The 24,639-nt window shown below is 41.9% G+C and carries 22 protein-coding genes, 1 tRNA gene and 3 pseudogenes; 12 read left to right on the top strand and 14 right to left on the bottom strand.

Features of this window, described 5'->3' with window-relative positions:
• Positions 1-86 precede the first annotated feature (86 nt).
• From RB151_RS04765 to trmB, 5 genes are all read right to left on the bottom strand, one after another.
• A complete protein-coding gene (locus RB151_RS04765; RefSeq protein ID WP_071547808.1) occupies positions 87-1,037 on the bottom strand; it encodes a siderophore ABC transporter substrate-binding protein in 951 nt (316 codons plus the stop codon).
• 201 nt (positions 1,038-1,238) lie between these two features.
• Entirely contained in the window at positions 1,239-1,970 is a 732-nt protein-coding gene (locus RB151_RS04760; protein ID WP_042848733.1) for a DUF2884 family protein, read from the bottom strand.
• Positions 1,971-2,023: 53 nt separating this feature from the next.
• Positions 2,024-2,950, bottom strand: a complete 927-nt coding sequence (gene glsB / locus RB151_RS04755) for a glutaminase B (protein WP_042848734.1) — start codon at positions 2,948-2,950, stop codon at positions 2,024-2,026.
• A gap of 109 nt (positions 2,951-3,059) precedes the next feature.
• Positions 3,060-3,389, bottom strand: coding sequence for a YggL family protein (locus RB151_RS04750; protein ID WP_071547807.1), 330 nt, complete (start codon positions 3,387-3,389; stop codon positions 3,060-3,062).
• A complete protein-coding gene (trmB, locus tag RB151_RS04745; protein ID WP_042848736.1) occupies positions 3,389-4,108 on the bottom strand; it encodes a tRNA (guanosine(46)-N7)-methyltransferase TrmB in 720 nt (239 codons plus the stop codon). The genes RB151_RS04750 and trmB overlap by 1 nt, the downstream gene beginning before the upstream one ends.
• A gap of 289 nt (positions 4,109-4,397) precedes the next feature.
• Between trmB and mutY the strand changes: the two genes are divergently transcribed.
• The 11 genes and pseudogenes from mutY (at position 4,398) to fruA (ending at position 14,327) form a co-directional block, all read left to right on the top strand.
• Positions 4,398-5,450, top strand: a complete 1,053-nt coding sequence (mutY, locus tag RB151_RS04740) for an A/G-specific adenine glycosylase (protein WP_071547806.1) — start codon at positions 4,398-4,400, stop codon at positions 5,448-5,450.
• An 11-nt stretch (positions 5,451-5,461) separates the two neighbouring features.
• Entirely contained in the window at positions 5,462-5,731 is a 270-nt protein-coding gene (locus tag RB151_RS04735; protein WP_042848738.1) for an oxidative damage protection protein, read from the top strand.
• Between the two features lie 54 nt (positions 5,732-5,785).
• Positions 5,786-6,859, top strand: coding sequence for a membrane-bound lytic murein transglycosylase MltC (gene mltC, locus RB151_RS04730; RefSeq protein WP_042848739.1), 1,074 nt, complete (start codon positions 5,786-5,788; stop codon positions 6,857-6,859).
• 187 nt (positions 6,860-7,046) lie between these two features.
• Positions 7,047-7,122, top strand: a tRNA-Phe gene (locus RB151_RS04725).
• Between the two features lie 195 nt (positions 7,123-7,317).
• Entirely contained in the window at positions 7,318-8,583 is a 1,266-nt protein-coding gene (locus RB151_RS04720) for a tyrosine-type recombinase/integrase (protein ID WP_071547805.1), read from the top strand.
• Between the two features lie 255 nt (positions 8,584-8,838).
• Positions 8,839-9,123, top strand: a complete 285-nt coding sequence (locus RB151_RS04715; protein WP_008913927.1) for a hypothetical protein — start codon at positions 8,839-8,841, stop codon at positions 9,121-9,123.
• A 325-nt stretch (positions 9,124-9,448) separates the two neighbouring features.
• A pseudogene (locus RB151_RS04710) lies at positions 9,449-9,928 on the top strand (antirestriction protein ArdA); the annotation flags it as partial.
• The gene (locus RB151_RS23505; protein WP_419177470.1) at positions 9,923-10,135 is read left to right on the top strand and encodes an RNA-binding S4 domain-containing protein; all 213 of its coding nucleotides are present in this window, start codon (positions 9,923-9,925) and stop codon (positions 10,133-10,135) included. The pseudogene RB151_RS04710 and the gene RB151_RS23505, both read left to right, overlap by 6 nt.
• A gap of 399 nt (positions 10,136-10,534) precedes the next feature.
• Positions 10,535-11,680, top strand: a complete 1,146-nt coding sequence (fruB, locus tag RB151_RS04705) for a fused PTS fructose transporter subunit IIA/HPr protein (protein WP_040132876.1) — start codon at positions 10,535-10,537, stop codon at positions 11,678-11,680.
• Positions 11,677-12,621 (top strand): 1-phosphofructokinase, encoded by a 945-nt coding sequence (gene fruK / locus RB151_RS04700; protein WP_071547803.1) that lies wholly within the window; start codon positions 11,677-11,679, stop codon positions 12,619-12,621. Before fruB ends, fruK begins: the two co-directional genes overlap by 4 nt.
• An 11-nt stretch (positions 12,622-12,632) precedes the next feature.
• On the top strand, positions 12,633-14,327 hold the full coding sequence (gene fruA / locus RB151_RS04695; RefSeq protein WP_071547802.1) for a PTS fructose transporter subunit IIBC: 1,695 nt from the start codon (positions 12,633-12,635) through the stop codon (positions 14,325-14,327).
• A gap of 394 nt (positions 14,328-14,721) precedes the next feature.
• Here fruA and tnpC read toward each other — a convergent pair.
• Positions 14,722-16,235: pseudogene (tnpC, locus tag RB151_RS04690) on the bottom strand (IS66 family transposase).
• 84 nt (positions 16,236-16,319) lie between these two features.
• A complete protein-coding gene (tnpB, locus tag RB151_RS24140) occupies positions 16,320-16,619 on the bottom strand; it encodes an IS66 family insertion sequence element accessory protein TnpB (protein ID WP_071547801.1) in 300 nt (99 codons plus the stop codon).
• A gap of 16 nt (positions 16,620-16,635) precedes the next feature.
• On the opposite strand from tnpB, the pseudogene RB151_RS23020 reads away from it, so the two are divergent.
• Positions 16,636-16,779, top strand: a pseudogene (locus RB151_RS23020) (antirestriction protein ArdA); the annotation flags it as partial.
• A 486-nt stretch (positions 16,780-17,265) separates the two neighbouring features.
• Here RB151_RS23020 and RB151_RS04675 read toward each other — a convergent pair.
• The 7 genes from RB151_RS04675 to RB151_RS04645 form a co-directional block, all read right to left on the bottom strand.
• Positions 17,266-17,475, bottom strand: a complete 210-nt coding sequence (locus RB151_RS04675) for a hypothetical protein (RefSeq protein ID WP_071547800.1) — start codon at positions 17,473-17,475, stop codon at positions 17,266-17,268.
• Positions 17,476-17,498: 23 nt separating this feature from the next.
• Positions 17,499-18,521: a UDP-glucose 4-epimerase GalE gene (galE, locus tag RB151_RS04670; protein ID WP_071547799.1), complete on the bottom strand. Its 1,023-nt coding sequence runs from the start codon at positions 18,519-18,521 to the stop codon at positions 17,499-17,501.
• A gap of 9 nt (positions 18,522-18,530) precedes the next feature.
• The gene (locus RB151_RS04665; RefSeq protein WP_081363937.1) at positions 18,531-20,609 is read right to left on the bottom strand and encodes a polysaccharide biosynthesis tyrosine autokinase; all 2,079 of its coding nucleotides are present in this window, start codon (positions 20,607-20,609) and stop codon (positions 18,531-18,533) included.
• Positions 20,610-20,643: 34 nt separating this feature from the next.
• Positions 20,644-21,072 (bottom strand): protein tyrosine phosphatase, encoded by a 429-nt coding sequence (locus tag RB151_RS04660; RefSeq protein ID WP_071547797.1) that lies wholly within the window; start codon positions 21,070-21,072, stop codon positions 20,644-20,646.
• Positions 21,073-21,077: 5 nt separating this feature from the next.
• Positions 21,078-22,232, bottom strand: a complete 1,155-nt coding sequence (locus tag RB151_RS04655; protein WP_071547796.1) for a polysaccharide export protein — start codon at positions 22,230-22,232, stop codon at positions 21,078-21,080.
• A 158-nt stretch (positions 22,233-22,390) separates the two neighbouring features.
• Positions 22,391-23,557: a nucleotide sugar dehydrogenase gene (locus tag RB151_RS04650; protein WP_071547795.1), complete on the bottom strand. Its 1,167-nt coding sequence runs from the start codon at positions 23,555-23,557 to the stop codon at positions 22,391-22,393.
• A 51-nt stretch (positions 23,558-23,608) separates the two neighbouring features.
• A complete protein-coding gene (locus RB151_RS04645; RefSeq protein WP_071547794.1) occupies positions 23,609-24,610 on the bottom strand; it encodes an NAD-dependent epimerase in 1,002 nt (333 codons plus the stop codon).
• Positions 24,611-24,639: the final 29 nt, after the last annotated feature.

Genomic DNA, 24,639 nt, shown 5'->3' with positions numbered 1-24,639 from the left:
TATTTAGAGATAAAAAAGAAATAAACGACAATAACAATGAGGATAGTAAATATTACCGTAGCCAATAAGACAACGGCAGATATTAATTACAGGGCATTAACGACAGCATTCACTTGTTCAGTTAAGCTGACTAAGCCACCACCTGACAAGTACCACAAGTCAGATTGTAAATAGGTAATCTTGCCATCTTTATAAGCTTTCGTTTCTTGAATGTTTGTATCTTCAAAAACGGTTTTATCTAATTTGCCTGCGCCAATCGCTTCACTACGGTCAATAATCAGGATCACATCAGGATTGGCTTGTGCGATGGCTTTGCTATCGACCACACGGCGTTTAGACTTATCGGCATTTTCATCAATAGGTAATTCAGCACGCTGTGCTTTCACTACGTTATAGACAACAGCTTGGTTATTTGGGATCAGCTTGCCATCATTATGCATTAACACTAATACTTTTTTATTTGAATCAGCGGCTTTTTTCTGAGCATCTGCAATGGTTTTATCTAATTCGACCAGTTGTTCATCAACTGATTTTTGATTGCCATACAATTCACCAATTACCCCAAGATTTGCCTTTACTGACTCCATATAATGTTTACTATCGGAGCCTAGGTTGATCGTTGGTGCAATATTTGATAGCGCCTCATAAGATTTGCCTTGGCGGCCCGTGATCACAATAAGATCTGGTTTTAACAGTGCAATTTTTGCTAAATCGGGCTGTTTCATCCCACCTGCATTTTCCATTGACGCTGGAATATTGCCTTTAACATAAGCAGGTGCATTTGCTGTTGGTAACGCAACGACTTTATCACCTAGGCCTAGTTTTTGCATTGAGTCATAAACACCGAAATCAAATAAAACCACCTTTTGTGGTTTTTTGGCCACCTCAGTTTCACCTGAAAGATGTTTAATCGTGACTTTTTCAGCACCTTGCGCTGTCACCACATTGGGTGTGAAAGCAGCCGGTTTTGCGCTAAAAGCCAAAGGAGCAGAGAATGACAATACAGAAACAAGTACTGCAGGAATGAACTTTTTCATTTAAACGATCCCAATTTAGTCATTAAGCCAAACCCGCATTGTAAAGAGAGTGACTTAGATGTCAACTAAATAAGAATCAATTTCATTTTCATTACCATTAATGATGCGAATATCACATTTATAATGAGAAGTTACAGAGAATGAAATAATAAAACAGTAAGATGATTTTATATCTTACTGTTTTTATACGGGATTAACTAATTAGTTAGCTTTGAGCGAGTTAAGTAGTGAAACGCGTTGTTGTTCCATTGAAGTCACTTTAGCACAGACTTGTTGCCCAAACTGTTGGAAGCTTTTTTCTTGTGTTTTCCATTCGGACTCAAGCTCTTGTTGCAACCCACCTAGATTACCCAACATCCCTTGCAAGGCCTTGCTTGCATCGCCCCCAGATAACAATTGTTTGCGCCCCATTTCATTGATGCTATCTTGCAAAATACCACCTAAGCTTTCATTAACCAGCTGACGCCCTTTTGTTTCTACTGTTTTCATCGCTTCATGATGGAATACATAACCGTTAGGGCGAGTCTCAATGATTTGATCAATTTGCCCATTCAGTTCTTTTTCTAGTTTAGTCAACCGGTTACGAATATTGCTATCCCCCCCAATGACTTTAACAACCACTTTATCAATGGTTTCCCTTGAAGTAGATAATTTTTTTTCTGATTCTTGTTTTATCCAAGGTAAATCACTACGGATCATCGATTGATAACGGATAGCTTGCTGTTTTTGCGTTTCTGTCGCGGCAATATTGTTACCATTGAGTGTGATATCGCCGTCTGGGGTAATTTTTAAATCACCGCTACGGCCAATGACCTGTACGCTTTCTGGCGTCATAAAGATGTCATCTTTCGGAGTGACAGAGCAATTATAATCTGCAGCTTGGCTTGTCGCGCAGGCAAGGAGTGAAAATGCAATTAATGTACGACGTAACATAAAATCTCCTAGTAAAACGTTATATCAACGACTAATGGCTTCAACCAGTGGCGTTAAAAAACAGAACGTCCAATTCGCTTTGATAATAACTCTAAGGCAGCACAACCAGCCAGAGAGTTCCCCGCCGCATCGAGTTCGGGGGACCAAACTGCTACAGTGAATTGGTTTGGTACCACACAAACGATACCACCGCCAACACCAGACTTGCCGGGCATTCCTATCCGAAATGCAAATTCGCCAGAGCCATCATACATACCACATGTCATCATCAACGCATTGATTTGCCTTGATTGTAGTGGAGTGATGATTGGGTCAATGGAACAAGATGACATTCCTTGTGATGTTAAATAGGAAAAACATTTCGCTAATTCAACACAGTTCATACTTAGAGAGCAATAATGAAAATAAGTTTCGAGAACGGTTAAAACATCGTTCTCAAAATTACCAAAGGATTTCATTAAATAAGCAATTGCGGCATTACGGCTTGCATGTTCCAGTTCTGAGCGGGCAACCACTGTGTCATAGCTTATATCAGGTTCACAAGACAATTTTCGAACAAACTCTAGCATCCGTTGCTTAGGCGCACTTAAACGAGATTGCAACATATCGGCGATCACTATCGCTCCCGCATTGATAAATGGGTTTCGCGGGATGCCTTTTTCCATTTCAATTTGAATAAGGGAGTTAAATGGTAACCCAGAAGGTTCTTTACCAACGCGACTCCAAATTTCATTTTCTTCATAGCGTGTCATCGCCAAGGTGAGGCTCAACACTTTAGAAATGGACTGTATTGAAAAGCGCTGATATGCCTCGCCCGCAGTAAAAATATCACCATCTATAGTGGAAACAGCAATACCTAATTGATGAGGCGGCACACAGCCCAAAGCAGGGATATAGTTTGCAACGCAGCCTTTTCCAATAAGTGGGCGTACTTGGTCTAGGATATCGTTGAGTAGCTGGTTAGAAAACATGGCGCTCAAAACGTTGACTCCAGATAATGTTTACTACAGAAAATAAAGGCACCCAATTTTGGATGCCTCTTCAAACTAGTGAAAATTGAGTTTATTCATTGAGATAAACCCAATAAAATCATTCCCACCAAACATCAAACAACTCAGAAACAACGACGTCGTTCATGCCTTTTGATTTTAGCCAGTTTTCAACAACTTGACGGTGCTCTTCGGTACACTTACCAATTTTTTGTAAGCAAACGATCCCTTCCCAACTCATGTAGCCACTTGCTTCAAACGCTAAACCATTCGGCTCAATCGCTTCTGCAATCAGTTGGTCAACGGTGCTGTCAACTTCCTCAATCGGCGTACCTTCTTTAAAGCTCCATTTAACAGTGAAGCCTAACTCTTGGAATTCATCCAAGCGCATTTTTTTACGTAAACGACGACTACGTGGTTGTTTAGCCATTATTTGATCCTCTCAAACATTAAATCCCATACACCGTGCCCTAACCGCTGGCCTCGCTTTTCAAACTTTGTTTCTGGCCTTGTTGCAGGACGAGGAACGTAATCACCTGATGATGATAAATTATTATAGCCTTCGACACTCGTCATGACTTCAAGCATATGCTCAGCATATGGCTGCCAATCAGTCGCCATATGGAAAACACCGCCAATTGTTAATTTACTGCGAATTTTTTCCGCAAAAGGGACTTGAACAATACGACGTTTGTTGTGCTTGGCTTTATGCCATGGGTCAGGGAAAAACAACTGAACCATTGCCAAGCTACCATCAGGGATCATGTAATCCAATACTTCGATAGCATCATGGCACATCACGCGTAAATTAGTGACATTCTCTTCTTTTGCTGATGCTAAACATGCCCCAACCCCCGGCGCATGAACTTCAATACCTAAAAAGTTTTTATCTGCATTTTGTGATGCCATGGCCACCAATGAAGCGCCCATGCCAAACCCAATTTCCAATGTCACTGGATTTGAGTTCTTGAATACCTTGGCAAAATCAAAAGGCTGATTGATAAAATCAATCCCTTTCTCTGCCCATTCTTTTTCTAATGCGTCTTCCTGACGTTTTGTCAGACGCCCTTGACGGCGGACAAAACTACGGACTCGGCGCATAACCCGCCCTTCTTCATTATATTCGGGGGAGATTACATTATTGATCATAATAAAGGTTCTAAAAAATAGTTGCCCAATTAAGTTAATGTGCCAACAATCAAGTGATATTAAGGTGATTCATTATCAAACCTATCAATTCCTACCCTAAATACCCCAAATGGGAGCCTTTAGCCCCTTTGAGACACAAAGGATATCGGAGTTTAGCAAAACTTCTGCAAGGTTGCAGTTGATAATTAGCTAACTTTACACTAAACCACACAATAGCGGTTTACAGCCCCCGTAGTCTATGTTGCAATTCCTACCATGACTGGCAATATCAATAAAAATAAAATTATCAATGGAAGCTCAACAATTTTCATCTGCAGTGCTCGGCTGGTATCACAAATACGGCCGTAAAACCTTACCTTGGCAACAGGAAAAATCATCCTATCATGTGTGGTTGTCAGAGGTTATGCTGCAACAAACCCAAGTAAGTACTGTCATTCCGTATTTTGAGAAGTTTATTGCTCGTTTTGAGGATGTCACAGCCCTTGCCAATGCGCCGCTTGATGAAGTATTACACCTGTGGACAGGTCTTGGCTACTACGCACGGGCTCGTAACCTGCATAAAGCCGCACAAATGGTCGCCACTCAATATAATGGCCAATTTCCCCGTACATTCGATGAAATACTTGCTCTACCCGGTGTTGGGCGTTCAACAGCAGGGGCGATTTTGTCATTATCACAACAGCAGCACTACCCTATTTTAGATGGTAATGTTAAACGCGTGTTAGCTCGTGCCTATGCGGTTGATGGCTGGCCGGGGAAAAAGGAAGTGGAAAACCGCCTGTGGGATATTAGCACTGACGTCACGCCAAAAGTTGGGGTCGAGTTTTTTAACCAAGCCATGATGGATTTAGGGGCTATGGTCTGCACCCGTAGTAAACCTAAATGTGAAATTTGCCCTGTTAATTTTGGCTGTATTGCTTATGCGAATCACTCATGGTCGAACTACCCCGGAAAAAAACCGAAACAAAAGATCCCTGAAAAAAGTGCTTGGTTCTTAATTATGCAACACGAAGATAATGTATGGTTAAAACAACGACCGCCATCAGGCATCTGGGGTGGGCTATTTGCCTTCCCTCAATTTGAGTCTTTAGAGCAACTTAATCAATGGTTAAAAGATTCTGGCCTTGAATATAACTCGCCAGAGCAATTAATTTCCTTCCGCCACACATTTAGCCATTTTCATTTAGATATTATCCCTGTAAAAGTTAATATTCAGGCATTTAATTCTGCCATGGATGAAGGCAAGGGACTCTGGTATAACTTACACTTAGGTGCAACTATCGGTCTTGCTGCCCCAGTTGAAAATTTATTAAAGCAGCTTACCTTACTACCTGAAATTTGAGGAAAAAGTTAATGAGTAGAACCATTTTTTGTACATTCTTACAACGTGATGCTGATGGGCAAGATTTTCAGCTTTACCCAGGTGAGTTAGGAAAACGTATTTTTAACGAGATATCGAAAGAAGCATGGAGTCAATGGATGGCTAAACAAACCATGCTCATTAATGAAAAGAAACTCAATACCATGAACCCCGATGACCGTAAAATGTTAGAACAAGAAATGATCAAGTTCTTGTTTGAAGGTCATGATATTCATATTGATGGTTATACGCCTGAAAAATAATCTGTTTGTCTACCTACTCAGTAGGTAGACTCTTGCACCAAGACTGTGAATCGTATGAAAAAACTATTTGCGCTGAGCTTATTGATCCCTCTAATTGTTTCATGTTCTAGTAATCAAAAGTCTGACTTTAACCCTAATCATGTCAAAGACACCAATGGGTTCGATATTTTAATGGGGCAATTTGCCCATAATATTGAAAATATTTGGGGCATTAAAGAAGTGCTGATTGCAGGTCCAAAAGACTATGTGAAATACACAGATGAATACCGTACCCGCAGCCATATTAACTTTGATGCAGGGACTATCACCGTCGAAACTATTTCAGCAATAGAGCCGTCTGAACACTTAAAAAAAGCAATTGTCACCACATTATTGATGGGTGATGACCCCAACTCTATCGACCTTTACTCTGATATTAATGATATTCCCCACAGTAAAGAGCCATTCTTATTTGGCCAAGTACTCGATAACACTGGGGAAGCTATTCGTTGGGAATGGCGTGCAACAAAGTTTGCTGATTATCTAGTCGAAAATAAAATGCAGCGCCGGCAGTCTGGTATGAATGTTGTTTGGTCAGTGACCATGCAATTAGTCCCGAATCATTTAGACAAACGAGCTCATAAATATTTGCCATATATTAAAAAATCAGCCGCAAAATACGGTGTTGATGAATCACTAATTCTGGCGATTATGCAAATTGAATCAAGTTTCAACCCTTATGCTGTAAGCCGTTCGGATGCTATGGGGTTAATGCAAATAATGCCAAATACTGCGGGTAAGGATGTTTTCCGCTCACAAGGTAAATCCGGTGTTCCTAGCCGTAGTTATTTATTTGACCCTGAAAAAAATATCGATACTGGTACAGCCTATTTGGCGATATTACAAAACAGTTATTTAGGCGATATCCGTAACCAAACATCACGCCGATATGCCGTTATAACGGCCTATAACGGCGGTGCTGGCAGCGTATTGCGTGTCTTTCACAGTGATAAAAAACAAGCAGCACAACGTATTAATAATTTAGAGCCAGGTGAGGTATATGAAACATTGTCCACTAAACACCCTGCCGCTGAGTCACGTAATTATCTAATTAAAGTGAATAAAGCTCAGAAAAATTACTTACGCTAAAAGCCGATAAACATCAACGCCAGCCAACCCTAAAGCCATTTCAGGCTGGCGTTGACTAATAACCTTAGTCTTTTTATGTATTTTCGGTTAAAAACTAGCTAACATGTTGAAAAAAAGCGCATACAGTCAAAAGTTTATTGAAAGCGCCTTGACTCAACCAATGAAATCAGGTTTAATACGCTCCGTTGCCCGGATAGCTCAGTCGGTAGAGCAGGGGATTGAAAATCCCCGTGTCCTTGGTTCGATTCCGAGTCCGGGCACCACCTTATTATCAACAGACGTCAACCGACGTCTGTTTTTGTTTGTAAAGCCCGCTAAAATCAACACTCTCCCAAAGTTTCAACTCAACTGAATTCTACTCGATTCTACCCACATCAACCCCATTGTGCGGGTACAATTGCGGGTATACACTAGTTCGATAGAATTTTGTACCCATTTTATCTCTCAGGAAGCTCACTATGGCACTGACTGACGCTAAAATTCGGGCGGCTAAACCCGATGTGAAATCCTATAAATTAACCGATGGTGCAGGTCTGCACTTATTGGTTCACACTAATGGTTCTAAGTACTGGCGATTACGCTATCGCCACTTAGGTAAAGAGAAAACCTTAGCATTGGGTTTATACCCTGATGTCTCTTTATCAGAGGCGCGTTTAAAACGTGATGAAGCAAGAAAATTGATTGCTGACGGTATTGACCCGTGCGAACAAAAACGTGTGGCTAAAGCAGCTTCTGATGCAAATCTCTCTTTTGAAACCATCGCAAGACAATGGCATGCCAGCAATAAAAAATGGTCTGAATCACACAGTGAAAAGGTTTTAAAGAGTTTGGAGTCGCATCTCTTTCCTTATATTGGATTACGCGATATCACTACCCTCAAAACACCTGACCTGCTTATTCCTATCCGTGCAGCAGAAAGTAAAGAGATTTATGAGATAGCTGCGCGTTTACAGCAACGTATTTCTGCTGTCATGCGTTATGCGGTGCAATCCGGTATTATTGGCTATAACCCTGCTATTGATACCGCAGGGGCTGTAACGACGGTACAACGCCAACACCGTCCAGCTCTTAATCTTGACCGTCTACCTGAACTCATTACCCGTATCGATGCTTATAAAGGGCAACCCGTCACTCGCCTAGCCGTGATGTTAAATTTATTAGTGTTTATTAGGTCAAGCGAACTTCGTTATGCGCGTTGGTCTGAAATTGACTTCGATAAAGCCTTATGGACTATTCCTGCTCAGCGAAAGCCTATACCCGGCGTTAAATTCTCACACAGGGGCGCTAAAATGCGCACTCCGCATTTAGTTCCCCTTAGCCACCAAGCCATCACTATACTGAAAGAAATTTGGGCATGGACGGGTGAACATGAATTGATCCTAACGGGCGCTCATAATCCCTTTAAACCCATGAGTGAAAATACGGTCAATAAAGCCTTACGTGTGATGGGCTATGATACGAAGACTGAAATTTGTGGGCACGGTTTTAGAACAATGGCGTGTAGTTCATTAGTTGAATCAGGTTTATGGTCGAAGGATGCAGTAGAAAGGCAAATGAGCCACCAAGAACGTAACTCAGTGAGGGCTGCTTATATTCATAAGGCAGAACATATTGATCAACGCCGATTAATGGTGCAATGGTGGGCGGATTATTTGGATGCTAATCGGGAACAAACGATTTCGCCATTCGACTTTGCAAAGTTGAATAATCCAATGAATCACTAAAACTTTAGCCATGTCATATAGGAGATCCATTTTCAATACGAGGAGTCGAATACTACGGTAGTATGCCGACTATATCGATTCATTGAGAAATGGTGGCAATATTGTTCATGGGAATTTTCATCGTCAAAACGCATGATAACTCACCACGATTTATCGTAATACATCTCATTCAATAAAGAAGCTTTATCACTGAAAGCCTCTGTCCTCACGGACAGGGGCTTTTTTGCTTTTAAATCAACCTAAAAGGAAATTATCATGGAAAATTACATTCGTTGCCCGGCCTGCGATTCAACTCGCATTCGTGAACGTCATATCGGGAAAAAGACAGGAGCTGTTGCTGGTGGCGTATCTGGCGCACTAGCTGGAGCGTCTATCGGCTCTGCTGTTCCTGTTGTAGGGACGATTGCTGGTGCTGCGGTAGGCGCTCTATTTGGACGTTTAGTCGCTGGAGCTACTGCTGGGGCTGTGAGTGGTTCAGCTTTAGATGGCGTGGTATTTGATCGTTATGAATGTATCGAGTGTGAATACACGTTTGATTGATAGCCATAAGTTAACGGAAGCCCCTGATGGGGTTTCATCTCTTAGGAGTCTGTGAGTCTGAACTGACCCTAGTTTATTGGACAGGGGCTTTTTTCGTTTTAACCCACACAAAAATAAATCATGGTAAAAAACATAACATGTTATCGGACCTGAGAGTCTACTCATCATCTTGATCTAAAACGTCATTAATCATTTTTAAAGCGAGTTGCCTGTTTTTCAGCTGATTGGCTTTTTATATCAATATTATCTTCTAAAGGGAAATAGATCCCTTTATCAAAATATCGCCATTAATTAAATCACAATACATCAATAATAGGACACGAATATGCGTATAACAGCGACGGCTTCCCCATGCCTAAAATCGGGGATTATCTCTGTTTTTATCACGAACTTAGGAAAATATAACGAAGGTGAACTGGTTGGTGAGTGGCTTGAGCTTCCAGCAACCTCAAAAGAGATCGAACACTGTTTAATGCGGATTGGCATTGATGGTATTCACTATGAAGAGTATTTCTTGACCGACTATGAATCCTCTATTGATGGCCTTTCTTCTTACATTTCAGAATATAGCCTTTTAGATGAGTTGAACGAGTTAGCCATCCAATTAGCCATGTTATCGCCTGATGAAATTGACCTTTATCAGGCGGCAATTGAAATCGGTTCTTCAGCGAGTTCAATCCATGATTTAATTCATTTAGCGGATAATTTAGATTCTTTCCAGCAATTAGCGGGGGTCAATAATGAATATGATTTAGGTTATTACTGGATAGAAGAAAGTGGTTGTTATGATTTAGCACAACTGGGTCAGTTATCCCATTACTTTGACTATGAATGCTATGGACGTGATGTTTGTCTTGAACAAGGTTGGGCAGAAAGTGGAGCGATGGCTAAGGCAATGATCGCAGATGGTTTAGTTCAAGTTGATGGCATCATTGAGACTCGTAAGCGTTGCAAGATCCCCGCTGGAAAAATCGTTTCTATGGGTAACCAAAAAATTAAAATTCAAGAATAAATACAAAGGTAGCTGATATTAATATCAGCTACTTTTCTTTTACTCACTCACCGCTCTGCATGTAAATCCCCCTCCTTTTTGTGCTTTAAATCTAAACCAACATCATTAATACCTTCCATCCATTCCATGTATCTCTGACGTACTTTTACCTATAGCTGAAATGCCCCCCCTTCAGCAAACTTCAGCCAAATGACATTTTAAGCGTAAAAATTAGATTTCGATCACATTTACTCATTAATTCATTAGTCATTCAAAGATAAACTAGAGTAGATTAATTAAACAAATAGAAACGATTCAGCTATAATGATAACGATAACAAATCAACATTAAGTCAAACTCACAACAATCATCCACTTTTTAGCTGAATCGATTCTTATATTATAGCAATGAGGAGATACTATGTTTAACCTGTCAGTACAAGATATACATCTTGCGGCGACGGCGAATAGTAAAGAGGAAGCTATTCAGCAAGTCGCCACAGCACTGGCTGAAGCTGGTTATGTTAAAGAAGGTTATGTACTTGGAATGCTCGCAAGAGAACACCAAGCACCGACTTTCCTTGGCAATGGTATTGCAATCCCTCACGGCACAACAGATACCCGTGATCAAGTGATTAAAACTGGGGTTGCCGTATTCCAATTTCCTAAAGGTATTGATTGGGGTGATGAGCAAGTAGCCTATATTGTTATTGGTATTGCGGCACACTCTAACGAACATCTTGCACTACTACGCCAACTCACACATGTCATCAGTGATGAAACCATTGCAGATGCGATGGCAAAGGCCGATTCAGCTGAACTGTTACGTAGCCTTTTAATGGGTGAGAAAACTATTCAGCCCCTCCTATTTAATGGCAACATGGTGACATTAAACGCAGAAGCCCATAGTTTGAATTCATTACAAGTCTTGAATTTAGCTCATTTACAAGATAATCAGGCCATCGATGCCGAATTTATCTCTCATGTTTTGACTCAAGCGCCACATTACCTTGGGCAAGGTGTTTGGTTAAGTGATAGCCCTGTAGGAAATCTGTGCAGTGCTGTCACTTTAGCGACAACTCAATCAGCGCTGAGCTACCAAGAACACCCTGTTAAAATGCTAATCACCCTCTCATATGCAGATGACCAAGTCGCACTGTTTCTTTCTAATCTGAATCAAATACTTCAGCATCAACAAATTGAAACCCTGCTGCAAGTGACTGACGCTGATGCACTTGCTTCTTTATTAGCAGGCCGTAATCAGCCTGAAACTGAGACAGCTGAAGGTATTACTGAAGAATTTGTCGTTCGTAATCCACACGGGCTGCATACACGCCCAAGTACGATATTAGTCAGCACAATTAAAAAATTCGCAAGCAATGTTACCGTGGCTAACCTTGATGGTTCAGCAACACCTGTAAATGGACGCAGTTTAATGAAAATGGTGAGTTTAGGCGCTAAAAAAGGCCATCGCCTGCGCATCAATGCACAAGGGAGTGATGCCGCTGAAGCGATGTCAGCTATTGCTCAAGCTATTAATGATGGGCTTGGTGAGGAGGTAGCATGAGCCGTAGAGTCGCCACAATTACCTTAAATCCAGCCTACGACTTAGTTGGCCTATTGCCTGAAATTGATAAAGGTGAGATGAACTTAGTAAAAACTGCTGGCCTGCACGCCGCAGGTAAAGGTATCAATGTCGCTAAAGTCCTTAAAAACCTTGGTATTGATGTCACTGTCGGCGGTTTTCTAGGAAAAGAAAACCAAGATGGTTTTCAAAAAGTTTTTAGCGAAACGGGTATTGCCAACCGCTTCCAAGTGGTTGACGGGCGAACTCGTATCAACGTCAAGCTCACTGAAAAAACAGGAGAGGTGACTGACTTTAACTTTTCTGGCTTTGAAGTCACCAAAGCTGATTGGCAACGCTTTGTTGCTGATTCACTAAGTTGGGCTGGGCAATTCGATATGATTTGTGTTAGTGGCAGCTTACCTAAAGGAGTGGCATTAGAAGAGTTCACTAAATGGATGATGCGATTACGTAATGAATGCATGTGCGTCATTTTTGATAGTAGCCGTGAGGCTTTTGTCGCAGGTTTAAAAGCCGCACCTTGGTTAGTCAAACCTAATCATCGTGAACTAGAAATTTGGGCGGGTAGATCATTACCAACCCGTAAAGATATTGTTGACGCGGCCAATCAGCTTCGTGCACAAGGTATCGCACATGTGGTCATTTCCTTAGGGGCCGAAGGGGCTATGTGGGTGAATTCATCCGGTGCTTGGTTTGCTAAACCACCACAATGTGAGGTGATCAGTACGGTTGGCGCAGGAGACTCTATGGTCGGAGGTTTGATCTATGGCCTGATGATGAGTCAAACCAGTGAGCATACTCTACGACTTGCAACCGCTGTATCTGCGCTTGCTGTATCACAACCGAATGTAGGTATCACTGATCGTGAACAGCTTGCCCGTATGATGGCGCGTGTTGATCTACAACCTTTCAAGCCTGAGTAAGGAAGGACACCATGAAACTATTCATCATAGCAAATCGTCAACAGGATCCCGCTGCGGCTTGGCTAGCAATTGACGCATTAAAAAGCGCAGCGGTCGCTCAAGAGCTGACTGTGACTGAAGATCTATCGACAGCAGATATGGTTATTGTTGTTGGTAATAATATCCCTGAACATTATGATTTAACAGGTAAAAAAGTCTATTTCGATACCATCGAAAATGCGGTACAAAATCCAAATCAATGTCTACAACATGCAAAACAACAGGCCACACTATATCAAGCAGCACAACCTGTAGCTGATACTTCAGCACCTTTTTCTGTTCTTGCTGTTACAGCTTGCCCAACTGGAGTTGCGCATACTTATATGTCAGCTGAAGCGCTGGAAGCTGAGGCGAAAAAGCGCGGTTGGAACATCAAAGTTGAAACCCGTGGTTCCGTCGGAGTCGGTAACGAAATTACTGAAGAAGAAATTGCTAAAGCAGATTTAGTGATTGTTGCAGCAGATATTGAGGTCAACGTCGATAAATTTGCGGGAAAACGCATGTATCGTACGTCGACCAGTGCAGCCTTGAAGAAAACCGCTCAAGAGCTCGATAAAGCCCAAGCAGAAGCCACGCTATTTACTCCTCAAGGTGGCAAATCAACAGCGCAAACTGGTAATAAAAGTGAAAAAAGAGGCGTTTATCGCCACTTATTAACCGGTGTTTCTTACATGCTGCCGATGGTCGTGGCTGGTGGTCTATGTACTGCTTTATCTTTTGCATTTGGCTTAGACGCTTCCAGTGTTGAAGGCTCATTAGCTTGGGCGCTTAGTTTAATCGGTGGACAAACAGCTCTAGCCCTAATGGTTCCCGTTTTGTCTGGTTATATCGCCTATTCCATCGCCGATCGCACAGGTTTAACACCGGGCTTAGTAGGTGGTGTACTGGCTACCACTTTAGGTGCCGGTTTTTTAGGCGGGATCATTTCAGGTTTCCTTGCGGGTTATAGCGCCCACTTTATAAGTACGCGATTGAAATTACCGCAAACAATGGAAGCACTGAAACCAATCTTAATTGTACCGCTAATATCAACCTTGTTTACAGGATTAGCGATGATCTATGTGATTGGTCATCCCGTAGCTTGGTTAATGGATTGGTTGACTAATTGGCTGAACACCATGGGAACGACTAATGCGGTAATTTTAGGTGCGATCCTTGGTGCGATGATGTGTACCGATATGGGAGGACCTGTTAATAAAGCTGCATATGCGTTTGGGGTCGGGCTATTAAGTTCACAAACCTACGCACCGATGGCTGCGATTATGGCGGCGGGTATGGTTCCCCCATTAGCGATGGGTGTTGCAACCTTGCTGGCAAGACACAAATTTGTTCCAGCGGAGCGTGAAGCGGGTAAAGCCTCTTTTGTACTTGGTTTATGTTTTATTTCAGAGGGGGCAATTCCATTTGCCGCTAAAGATCCTATCCGTGTATTACCGACCTGTATTATTGGTGGCGCAATCACTGGTGCGTTATCAATGTACTTTGGTATCCAATTAATGGCGCCACACGGAGGTTTATTTGTATTGTTGATCCCTGGCGCGATAAATCATGTATTAACGTATTTACTGGCTATCGTGATTGGTACGCTAGTGTCTGGTGTCCTGTATGCCATTCTCAAGAAAGCGAGCTCGCAAGAGGCGCAACAAGAAATGGCAAGTCTTATTTGATGTTGGTATAAATTGAAATACTTGTATTTTTTCTCCCCCTACATGGGGGAGTTTTTTTAATTGTTATCATTTATTTTTCCTCACGATTCCCTTCCTAGGAGCGAGGTAGCATATATGCTTGCTTCGTTTTTATCGGGACAGGTGGTGCAATATCGCCTATAGGGTTTTCATTCGGCCAATATTTCGGGCGGGATGATGATAAAACAATTGGCTCTGATTTAAGCTTGCTAGGTTGAGTATAAAGATTGTCAATATCTTGATTATCTCGCTTACCCTGTGTTAAGTATCCAAAAATAGCTTCACCTGTCGTTAAGTCTATTCGATGGTTTTGCGTTTTTTCTTCTCGCCCTGAATGCCCCCCTACAATGTAAGCGCTTAATGAACCAGTAAAGCTTTACTCAACCTCACTGATTTCTACGTTCCATGGCATGAGATCCGACACATCATCTTTCGGACTTCGTTTTGGTAACTCGGTAAACAGGTGTTGGAAGTAATAATAAGGGTTCATGTCATTAGCGCGGCAAGTCATCACGAGGCTATACAAGTTTGCACTCGCCTTTGCTCCGCCTACCGAAGTTGAGAACATCCAATTTTTGCGACCTGTCGTGAACGGCCTTATATCTCGTTCGGTCACATTGTTGTCGATACTTATATCGCCGTCTTCAAGGTAGGTAAGCAGCTTAGGCCACTGGTTTTGCGTATAAGTGATGGCTTTGCCAAGTAATCCTTTAGGGAGAACGTTTTGACTGTCAAGCCATTGCTTGAACTCATTTAAAATAGGTTTGGCTTCTTCTTGTCGTAGTTGGTGTCGAGATTTTGCGTCAAGCCCTTTGGCTTTCTTTTCAAGACCGTATAGTTTGCTAATAAAGTTCCTGGCTTGCCCGCTTTTTTTGATGGTGAAGCTTTTTGAGCATCAGTGAACTTTCTGCGTACATGCGCCATGCAAGCAGCTTGAGTCACGTCCTCAAGTTTGTCGTATGCACTGTAGCCATCCGATAGCAAGTAACCAGAGTAACCACCTAAAAAGTCTTGTACGCACTCTGCTCTGCGGCTGGCTTGATAGTCGTAGATAACCACTGGGTTATTGACGAACTCACCGCTACGATAGACCCACATATATGACTTAGATTGTGCTTTCTTATCTTCTTCACGTAATACTTGAACAGTGGTTTCGTCCGCGCAGATGAGCTTTTCTTTCAATAACTCACTTTTCATTGCATCAATAATGACTTGCACTTTGCTTCCTAACTGAACGCACCAGTTGGCCAGTGTAGCGCGGCTAATATCTATACCAGAGCGATTGAGAATATCCACTTGGCGATAGAGTGGCAGAGCATCAACGTATTTTGCTGTGACTACAGCGGCGAATGCATCTGCACTCCCTAGGCTTTTAGGGATCATACTTGCGGGTTTTGGGGCTGTGATAATCTTTGTTTCAGTCTGTGTTTTTTCACACTGCCGGCAAGCGTACTTGGTTCGCTCGTGACGTATAACACTAACCTTCTGTGGGATGATTTTCAGCTCTTCAGAAGTTTCAACACCACATTGATGTAAAGGCTCGTCGCAGCAGTCGCAATAAGGGGCATTGAGTTCATGTTTATGAACTTCACGCTCGAGCTCTTTTGGAAAAGGCTTACGGCCTGTTTTTTTCTTGTCGTCGTCGGATTTAGCCGTACTCTTTTGTTGCTCCGCTTCGTTAAACGTACCTTTGGGTATTTTTTCACTTTGTGATGAGAAGCGCTTTGACTTACTTAAATTGAGCTGTTCAATCAACAACTCAATTTTGGTTTTGAGCTCGGCAACCTCCTCTTGCTTTGCCGCAAGGAGTTTATCTTTTGCTTCGTTCTGTTGGTGAAGCTCAAGCAGCATAGCTTTTAGCTGGTCGATATCATCAGGGAGGTCGGTCATGTCTGGGCTCTGGTCATCTCAATGACTTAAGTATGACAGCAAAAAAGGATCGTTCAAGCCCAACGTGACGATCAGTATCAGCGGTCACACTTCTAGATTATGAAGTGGACGATGAGCTTTGGCATGTTCGAGCGTTAACCCCGAAAGAAGCCAACCCAGTTGTTGCTTAGTAATATGAATGGCTCCGTCCTCACTGGGTCTTGGCCACTTGAAGGTCCCTTTTTCTAAGCGACGATAGTACAGCCAGAAGCCATTAGTATCCCAAAACAAGATTTTCAATTTATCTCGGGTACGATTGCAGAAAATGAACCAAGACTCACTAAACGGATCCATCTCAAGAGTCTCCGCGACAATCAACGATAGTCCATCAATGGACTTACGCATGTCCGTGACTCCAGAGATGAGGAAAACTGGTTGTTATGATTTAGCCCAACTGGGTCATTTATCGCATTACTTTGACTATGAACGCTATGGACGTGATGTTTGTCTTGAACAAGGGGGGATTTTTCACAGTGGAGGATATGTTTATCATACGAGTGGGTAGATAAGGCAACAGAATAAGGGTAAAGCCGCTTTCCTCCCTTAGAGGGGAGAATAAATGATGCATTGGTATCCCAATGACATCCATAGGCTAAAACGCAAATAAAACTAAACTCTATTTCAAGCCTTCTTTACGGATATCCGTAAAGAAGGCTATTATGGTATTATTTTTTATTTAATTCAACCTATTAACTAGGCGCTAATTTTACTATGGTGACAATTACACTATTAGAAACAGAATAACAACACATAGTATTTATATCTAAATACAAATGAAATTATTTACCTGTAATTGAACTCTGTGATGCAATCAAAGCAACGCCACAGGGAGTTTTCATTCCCGCTAGAGCAAGATTTTTTCCATTGTATTTGATTGTGGTAGAGCCCTTACAATCGCGTAGACGCCTTTACATTTTGGGCAAGACACTTGATCGCCAGCAACCGAGCGCTAGCTTTTAAAACAAAAAGCTCTTTGAGCTTTAGTGATAATTTAACTTAATGTTTTATTCTCATTAATATTCTTTGTTTTATCTTCAAAGTGTTGTTTAAAAATTAAAACCTCACTCATTTTTACCTTACCGTGCCTATTTCTTTTAGGTAAAGGCAATCCTTCTAATTCACATGTAGTTCTATATAGCATAGCTAAATATTCCGCCTTAACGCCAATATATAGGGCAAAGGAATCTATATCAATATTCATATGTTAACCTAAATAAAATAAATCTATTTATAGCCATTAGGGTTTTGCGATTGCCAACGCCAACTATCGTTCACCATATCTTGCACGGAGTACTGAGCTTGCCAGCCTAAATCAGTAAAGGCTTTATTAGGGCTAGACCAGCATTCAGCAATATCACCGGGGCGGCGAGCAACTATTTTGTATTGGATCTGTTTGCTTGATGCCTTTTCGAAAGCAGCGATCATTTCTAATACACTAGTGCCTTTACCGGTGCCTAAATTATAAATATGGAGCCCTGCTTTTTGACTAACACCATTCAAGGCAGCAATGTGTCCACTCGCTAAATCCATAACATGGATATAATCACGAACACCAGTACCATCTGGTGTTGGGTAGTCAGCGCCAAATACCATCACTTCTTTATGACGACCAACAGCAACTTGAGCAATATAAGGGGTCAAATTATTTGGAATACCTTGAGGGTCTTCCCCCATTAAACCTGAAGTATGAGCTCCGACAGGGTTAAAATAACGTAATAAAGTCAGTGACCATTCATCATGCGCAATATGTAAATCGGTAAGAATGCGTTCAACCATATATTTGCTAGTACCATATGGGTTGGTTGTACCACCTACTTTCGATTCTTCAGTTAACGGTACTTCTTCAGGATCACCATACACCGTCGCGGAAGAACTAAAAATGAGGCTTTTTACACCCGCTTTTTGCATTGATGTGATTAAAACCAAAGTACCATTAACATTATTGTCATAGTACTCAATCGGTTTTTGAACTGACTCACCCACGGCTTTTAGCCCTGCAAAGTGAATCACCGATGCAATTTGATGTTCAGCAAAAATGGTATCTAAAATTTTGCTATCACGTACATCACCGACGTAGAAAATAGGTTTAGTGCCAGTAATGGTTTCAATGCGATTTAGTACTTCAGGATTAGCATTGCAGAGATTATCTAAAATAATTGGCTGCATGCCTTGTTCGATCATCTGTACACAGGTATGGCTACCAATGTAGCCAAGACCACCAGTGACTAATACTTTTGCGTTTTTCATTGTACTTTCCTAGTACTCATAAACATAATTATAATCGTCTGACTTGGCATCGATACCATTTAAGATCACACCCGTAATTTCGATATCGTTTTGCTTAAAGCGTTTGAGCGATAGCTCAATATCTTTCACCGTGTTCACACCATAATAGGCGATAAGCAATGAGGTCCCAACGTACTTACCAATAATAGCTGAGTCGGTGATTGCCAGTATTGGCGCAGTATCAATCACGACGATATCGTATTGACCTTTCACCGTATCAAGTAAACGTTTAAAGCGCTCGCTCATCAGCAATTCAGAAGAGTGAGTGACATTCTTACCGCGACAAATCACGTCGAGGTTTTCAATCACACTGTTATGAATATTTGGCTGGCTAGTATCTGATTGTGAGAGATAATCGGATAGACCTAATTTATTGCTTAATCCAAAGGTTTTATGGATACGGCCTTTACGTAAGTCAGTATCGATTAACAATACTTTTTTGCCTGCATTTGCTAACACCACCGCCATATTGGAGGTAATAAAGCTTTTACCTACACCCGGTGAAGCACTGGTGACCATAACCAGATTATTACCTTGGTTCATGACCGAGAAGTAAACACTAGTACGCAAAGAACGAATGGCTTCAACCGCCGTATCGGCAGGTTTTTCTAGTGCGAGTGGATGTTTATTACCTTCTGCAATCAATTTCTTCTCATGGGTAGAGAAAGGAATAGTGGCATAGACGTTGATGCCCAGTGCATCAATATCCTCAGTGCCTTTAATTTTATTATTAAAGAACTCACGAGCAATCACATATGCACAACCCACAATAAAGCCGAGTATTGCAGCTAATACTAAGATTAATGCTTTCTTAGGTGCTACGGCATTCGGTTGAGATTCGGCAGAGTCAATAATACGCACATCAGCGGTGATCCCTGAGTTTAATACACTCAGTTCCTGCTGTTTTGCCACTAATTGATTGTAAATAGCTTGCTCAGATTCTACATCACGGGTTAAACGAACAATTTGTTGTTGAGTATTTGGCAGTTTTTGAATCGCTTTACTGATTTTCTCTTTCTCACGTAACAGCTGCTGGCGCTTATCAAGCAGTGATTGGTAAGCTGGGTGGTTGCGTGTATATAATTGCTGAATTTCAACTTCTTTAAAGGTGAGTTCATTTAACTTTTCTTCGACTTGCAAAGCACTATCAAGGGCGGATTTGGCTTCTAATGATAAGTCGATAGATTCATTCTTTTTACGGAAGGTGTTTAGCTGGTTTTCATAGTTATCCAGCTTGGTTTTAATCTTAGGCAGATATTCATCTAAGAATAATAAGGTGTTATTTGTGACTTCTTTTTTACGCTCGGTATTTTGGTCGACGTAATTTTGAATAATGCTGTTTAAGATTTGCACGTTTTCGGTTTTATCGGCACCTTTAATGGCCATATTGATAATACCGGTTCCTTTACCCACTTCTGCAATAGTTAAAGTGTTACGTAGGTTTTCAATGGTTGAATAACGCGCATTTTTAACTAAGGTAAATTCTTGACCAACCTCTGCAACTAAGGATGAAACCAATAAACTAATATCGTCTTGTTTTAAGAGAATACCAACGGTGCCTTCAAGAACTTGACCTTCAATATTGAGAGAATATTTGTTATCACCCAAATAGGTCAACGTCGCAGGCTTTCCAATAAAGTCTTCAGGAACTAAATAGAGAGCCACGACAGCATCGGTTTTATCACCCCACAGCTTATCAAAAAAGCCTGCCGGTGCGATTTGAGTATCTAAATTCAGGTTAGTCACGGTTTTGCCCAGCACCATTCGTGACTTAATGACTTCAATTTCGGAATCGACTTGGCCACCACTGCTGGCTAATGGCATCATTTCACTCATTTGGTCAACAAGAGAAACTTGGCTGGCTTTGTCATATTGCAGTGTCGCATTAGCTTGATAGATAGGAGTCGCTAAAAAACTGTAAGCTGCTGCAAGCAAAATAAAAAACAGAGTAAAAAAGCCGATTTTAAGATAACTGGACTTTAATACTTTAAAAAGCGCCAGCAGATCGATCTCGTCCGAGGCAGGGGAGCTATTTTTTGTCGTGTTCATAATCAGTTAAATGCTAAGCCTTCCAAAATTAAAATTAAATTTTCCCTTGCCACTGTATAACGGCTTTTTCCATCAGTTGATAAACATGCTCGAACATTTCATCACTGCGTTTATGCGGATCTGGGATCTCGGTTTTATTTAGCCACTGGCCGAATAATATGACTTTGCCACGCGTCTCGGGGAATTGTTGATGGATCCTATCAATATGGTCGTTTTCCATCACTAGGATTAAGTCTGCTTCTTTACATAATTCACTGGTTAAACGACGTGATTGATGGCCATCTAAGGAGAGATTGTGGTTTTGTGCAATACGGATGGCGCTATCATAAGCGGGGCGATCCTCTTTGGCGATAATGCCCGCGGAGTGCACTTTTTTATCGGGGAAACGGGCTTGTAATAGGCGCTCCCCCGTGGGGGAGCGGCATATATTCCCCATACAAACAACGAGAATATTATTAAACATATGGATTACCAGTCATGAATACGTTTAGTACCTTCGGTTAACTGATTATAAGTTGCGATGGTTGGTAGCAATTGAGTGATCAGACGGTTCCAACGTACCACAGGCGCGGCGGTAACATAGACCAGATCGTATGGTTGTAGTTTAAACTCTGTACCCATCACCATTGCCGTGGCATCCGATAAATCTAACTGATACACCGCTGCCATTTTTTTCGGTAGCAACGCATCAAGTTCTTTATCGCCAGAGGTTTGGTTTTTAATTGGACGGATAACAAACACACCGGTTGCATTAGCGGTTGTTTGATCGATACCCCCTGCTTTACTCAGTGCTTCAGTGATACTCATACCTGCACGATCAATAGTCAGGGTATTTGGCTGGCCGACTTCACCCATCACAAATACTTTTTGCCCGTCGTTGCGTGGTACATAAAGTGTATCACCTGGGATCATCAGATAGTTTTGGGTCATATCGCCATACTGTACCAATGATTGCAATGAGAGTTTAATTTCTTTGCCATTACGGGTCAGCACGACGTTATCCCAATCGGCTTTTTCGGTGAGACCGCCCGCGTTATTAAAGGCTTCCAGAACGGTCAGAGGGATATTGGTAATTGGCAATGTACCTGGTTTTGCGACCTCACCAGAAACATACATTTTTTGTGAGCGGAATGCCGCAATACTGACATCCACTTGTGGGGATTCAATATAGGTAGCCAGTTTACTGCTAACTAAATTACGGATCTCCGACAGCGTTTTGCCAACAACCTTCACGTTACCGATATAAGGGTAGTAAATGGTGCCATTGGAATGAACCCAGTTACCTGAGTCGGCAGCGCTACGATAAGAACCCGCTGGAATAGTTAATTCAGGGTGATCCCACACTGTGATGGTTAATACGTCACCCACACCCACACGGTATTCATAGGTTGAAAGTTGCTTTTCAAGTGTAGGGTTTGGCTTGGCGATAACTGGAGCCACATACATCTCATCTAACAGTTTTGGTGAAATCGGGTAGATATCCACAAATTTAGAGATATCACGATCGCCAGTGTCGACGACATTTTTGCCTGATGTAGACATATAGACACCAGGGGTAACGGTACAGCCGGTGAGCAAAATGCTGGCTGCGAGTAGTGTAAGTGGGAGACGCTTACTAAGCACAAGACCATCCTATGATAAAAAATGTTTAGATAAGGTATAAGTGATGGATTGCTATCATCATCCCACTTATACGTGTACGTGTTTAATATAATTTTTTAGGTAGTTTATAGCGAAGGTAAATTTTTGGCAAAAGCAGAACGATAAATTTAGCCTATCGCTTAATCATTGCCAAACAGATCACGTGTATACACTTTCTCTGCGACATCTTCGAGTTCAGGCACCATCCGGTTGGCTAAAATAATATCGCTATCGGCTTTGAATGCTTCAAGATCATGATACACTTTGGAGCGGAAAAATTCGTCCTCTTTAAGCACTGGCTCATACACAATCACTTCAATGCCTTTGGCTTTGATGCGTTTCATCACACCTTGTACCGCCGAGGCGCGGAAGTTGTCCGAACCCGCTTTCATCACTAAACGATATACCCCGACTTTACGTGGCGCTTTGGCAATAATCGCATCTGAGATAAAGTCTTTACGGGTACGGTTAGATTCCACAATCGCATTAATGAGGTTATTCGGTACATCGTCATAGTTAGCCAGTAGCTGCTTGGTGTCTTTCGGCAAGCAATAACCGCCGTAACCAAATGAAGGGTTGTTATAATGGCTGCCAATACGTGGGTCTAAAGACACCCCTTCGATGATTTGACGTGCGTTCAAGCCACGACTCTCTGCATAGGTATCTAATTCATTGAAATAGGCCACACGCATCGCTAAGTAAGTATTGGCGAATAATTTAATCGCTTCCGCTTCAGTGCCATCGGTAAACAGCACAGGGACATCTTTTTTGATAGCGCCTTCGAGCAGCAAATCCGCAAAGATTTCCGCTCGCTCAGAGCGTTCACCCACCACAATGCGTGATGGGTACAAGTTATCCCACAGCGCGCGGCCTTCACGTAAAAATTCAGGGGAGAAAATCACATTGGTGTAGCCAAACTCTTCACGCAGGCGCTCAGTAAAGCCAACAGGGATGGTGGATTTAACAATAATGGTGGCTGTAGGGTTAATTTTCTGCACATCATGAATGACCGATTCAACTGACTTGGTATTGAAGTAGTTGCTTTTCGGGTCATAGTCAGTCGGTGTGGCTACAATCACATACTGTGCGCCCGTATAGGCTTCAACAATATCTTGGGTTGCACGGAAATTGAGTGTTTTTTCACGTAAAAACTGTTCAATTTCGGTATCGATAATCGGCGATTGCTTATTGTTCAGCATCGCCACTTTTTCAGGCACGATGTCGACGGCCACCACTTCATGGTTTTGTGACAGTAACATGGCGTTAGACAGACCCACATAGCCTGTACCGGCAATTGCTATTTTCAAAACTGACCTCTCAAATCCATCTTAGGACATTACAGGGAAATTGATGATATTTTACAGGCGGTAGTAGGATTGATACCAATCGACAAATGCCTGTACGCCCTGCTCAATAGAAACTTGTGGGCGATAACCGGTGACCTTAAATAGGTCTTCAGTGTCCGCCCAAGTGGTATACACATCCCCAGCCTGCATCGGTAAAAAGTTTTTAATCGCTTTTTTCCCTAATGATTTTTCAAGTGCAGCAATAAAGTCCGTCAATTTGACGGGCTGCCCATTCCCAATATTATATAAACGGTATGGCGCACTGCTTTGTGCAGGTGAAAGCGAACAGTTTTCTGGGTCTGCCTGTGGGATTATATCGGAAATACGGATGATCCCTTCCACGATATCATCAATAAAAGTGAAATCACGGCTGAGATTGCCGTTATTATAAACATCGATTGGCTCACCGGCTAAAATAGCTTTGGTAAATTTGAATAGTGCCATATCTGGACGGCCCCACGGGCCATACACCGTGAAGAAGCGCAAACCGGTCGTCGGGAGCTGATACAAATGTGAATAGGAATGCGCCATCAATTCATTGGCTTTCTTCGTTGCCGCATACAATGAAACGGGATGGTCAGTAGGCATATCCGTACTAAATGGCGTTTGGTCAGTGATCCCATAGACTGAGCTGGAAGACGCATAAACTAAGTGCTTGATTTTCGCTTGTCGGCAGCCTTCTAAGATAGCAAGATGGCCATTAAGATTACTGTCTGCATAAGCAAACGGGTTTTGCAGTGAGTAACGAACACCAGCCTGAGCAGCAAGGTGGATCACTCTATCAAACCCTTCTTGAGTACACAGGTCTACCACTTTTTCACGCTCAGTAATATCGAGAGGAATAAAGCGAAAATGCGGGTATTGCGCAAGGAGATGTAAACGAGATTGTTTAAGCCCCTGATCATAATAGTTATTTACATTATCGATTCCAACTACGATATGCCCTTGATTTAATAACTCTTTTGCTACAGCATAGCCAATGAAACCAGCAGTGCCAGTTATTAAAAATTTCATTTATATATCCTTTTATTTAGAAACTTTAA

The sequence above is a fragment of the Providencia rettgeri genome (assembly GCF_001874625.1).
Taxonomy (GTDB): domain Bacteria; phylum Pseudomonadota; class Gammaproteobacteria; order Enterobacterales; family Enterobacteriaceae; genus Providencia; species Providencia huashanensis.
Note: the sequence above shows the minus strand (reverse complement) of the source record. Positions and strands in the feature narration are given on the sequence as shown.

Bases quoted from the DNA above. Each gene is read 5' to 3' on its own strand.
- RB151_RS04645 (WP_071547794.1), bottom strand. From the start codon at position 24,610: ATGAAATTTTTAATAACTGGCACTGCTGGTTTCATTGGCTATGCTGTA.
- tnpB (WP_071547801.1), bottom strand. From the start codon at position 16,619: ATGCGTAAGTCCATTGATGGACTATCGTTGATTGTCGCGGAGACTCTT.
- RB151_RS04665 (WP_081363937.1), bottom strand. From the start codon at position 20,609: ATGAACACGACAAAAAATAGCTCCCCTGCCTCGGACGAGATCGATCTG.
- RB151_RS04765 (WP_071547808.1), bottom strand. From the start codon at position 1,037: ATGAAAAAGTTCATTCCTGCAGTACTTGTTTCTGTATTGTCATTCTCT.
- fruB (WP_040132876.1), top strand. From the start codon at position 10,535: ATGTTTAACCTGTCAGTACAAGATATACATCTTGCGGCGACGGCGAAT.
- RB151_RS04735 (WP_042848738.1), top strand. From the start codon at position 5,462: ATGAGTAGAACCATTTTTTGTACATTCTTACAACGTGATGCTGATGGG.
- trmB (WP_042848736.1), bottom strand. From the start codon at position 4,108: ATGATCAATAATGTAATCTCCCCCGAATATAATGAAGAAGGGCGGGTT.
- RB151_RS04750 (WP_071547807.1), bottom strand. From the start codon at position 3,389: ATGGCTAAACAACCACGTAGTCGTCGTTTACGTAAAAAAATGCGCTTG.
- RB151_RS04715 (WP_008913927.1), top strand. From the start codon at position 8,839: ATGGAAAATTACATTCGTTGCCCGGCCTGCGATTCAACTCGCATTCGT.
- RB151_RS04720 (WP_071547805.1), top strand. From the start codon at position 7,318: ATGGCACTGACTGACGCTAAAATTCGGGCGGCTAAACCCGATGTGAAA.
- RB151_RS04675 (WP_071547800.1), bottom strand. From the start codon at position 17,475: ATGAATATTGATATAGATTCCTTTGCCCTATATATTGGCGTTAAGGCG.
- RB151_RS04760 (WP_042848733.1), bottom strand. From the start codon at position 1,970: ATGTTACGTCGTACATTAATTGCATTTTCACTCCTTGCCTGCGCGACA.
- mutY (WP_071547806.1), top strand. From the start codon at position 4,398: ATGGAAGCTCAACAATTTTCATCTGCAGTGCTCGGCTGGTATCACAAA.
- galE (WP_071547799.1), bottom strand. From the start codon at position 18,521: ATGAAAAACGCAAAAGTATTAGTCACTGGTGGTCTTGGCTACATTGGT.
- RB151_RS04660 (WP_071547797.1), bottom strand. From the start codon at position 21,072: ATGTTTAATAATATTCTCGTTGTTTGTATGGGGAATATATGCCGCTCC.
- mltC (WP_042848739.1), top strand. From the start codon at position 5,786: ATGAAAAAACTATTTGCGCTGAGCTTATTGATCCCTCTAATTGTTTCA.
- fruA (WP_071547802.1), top strand. From the start codon at position 12,633: ATGAAACTATTCATCATAGCAAATCGTCAACAGGATCCCGCTGCGGCT.
- fruK (WP_071547803.1), top strand. From the start codon at position 11,677: ATGAGCCGTAGAGTCGCCACAATTACCTTAAATCCAGCCTACGACTTA.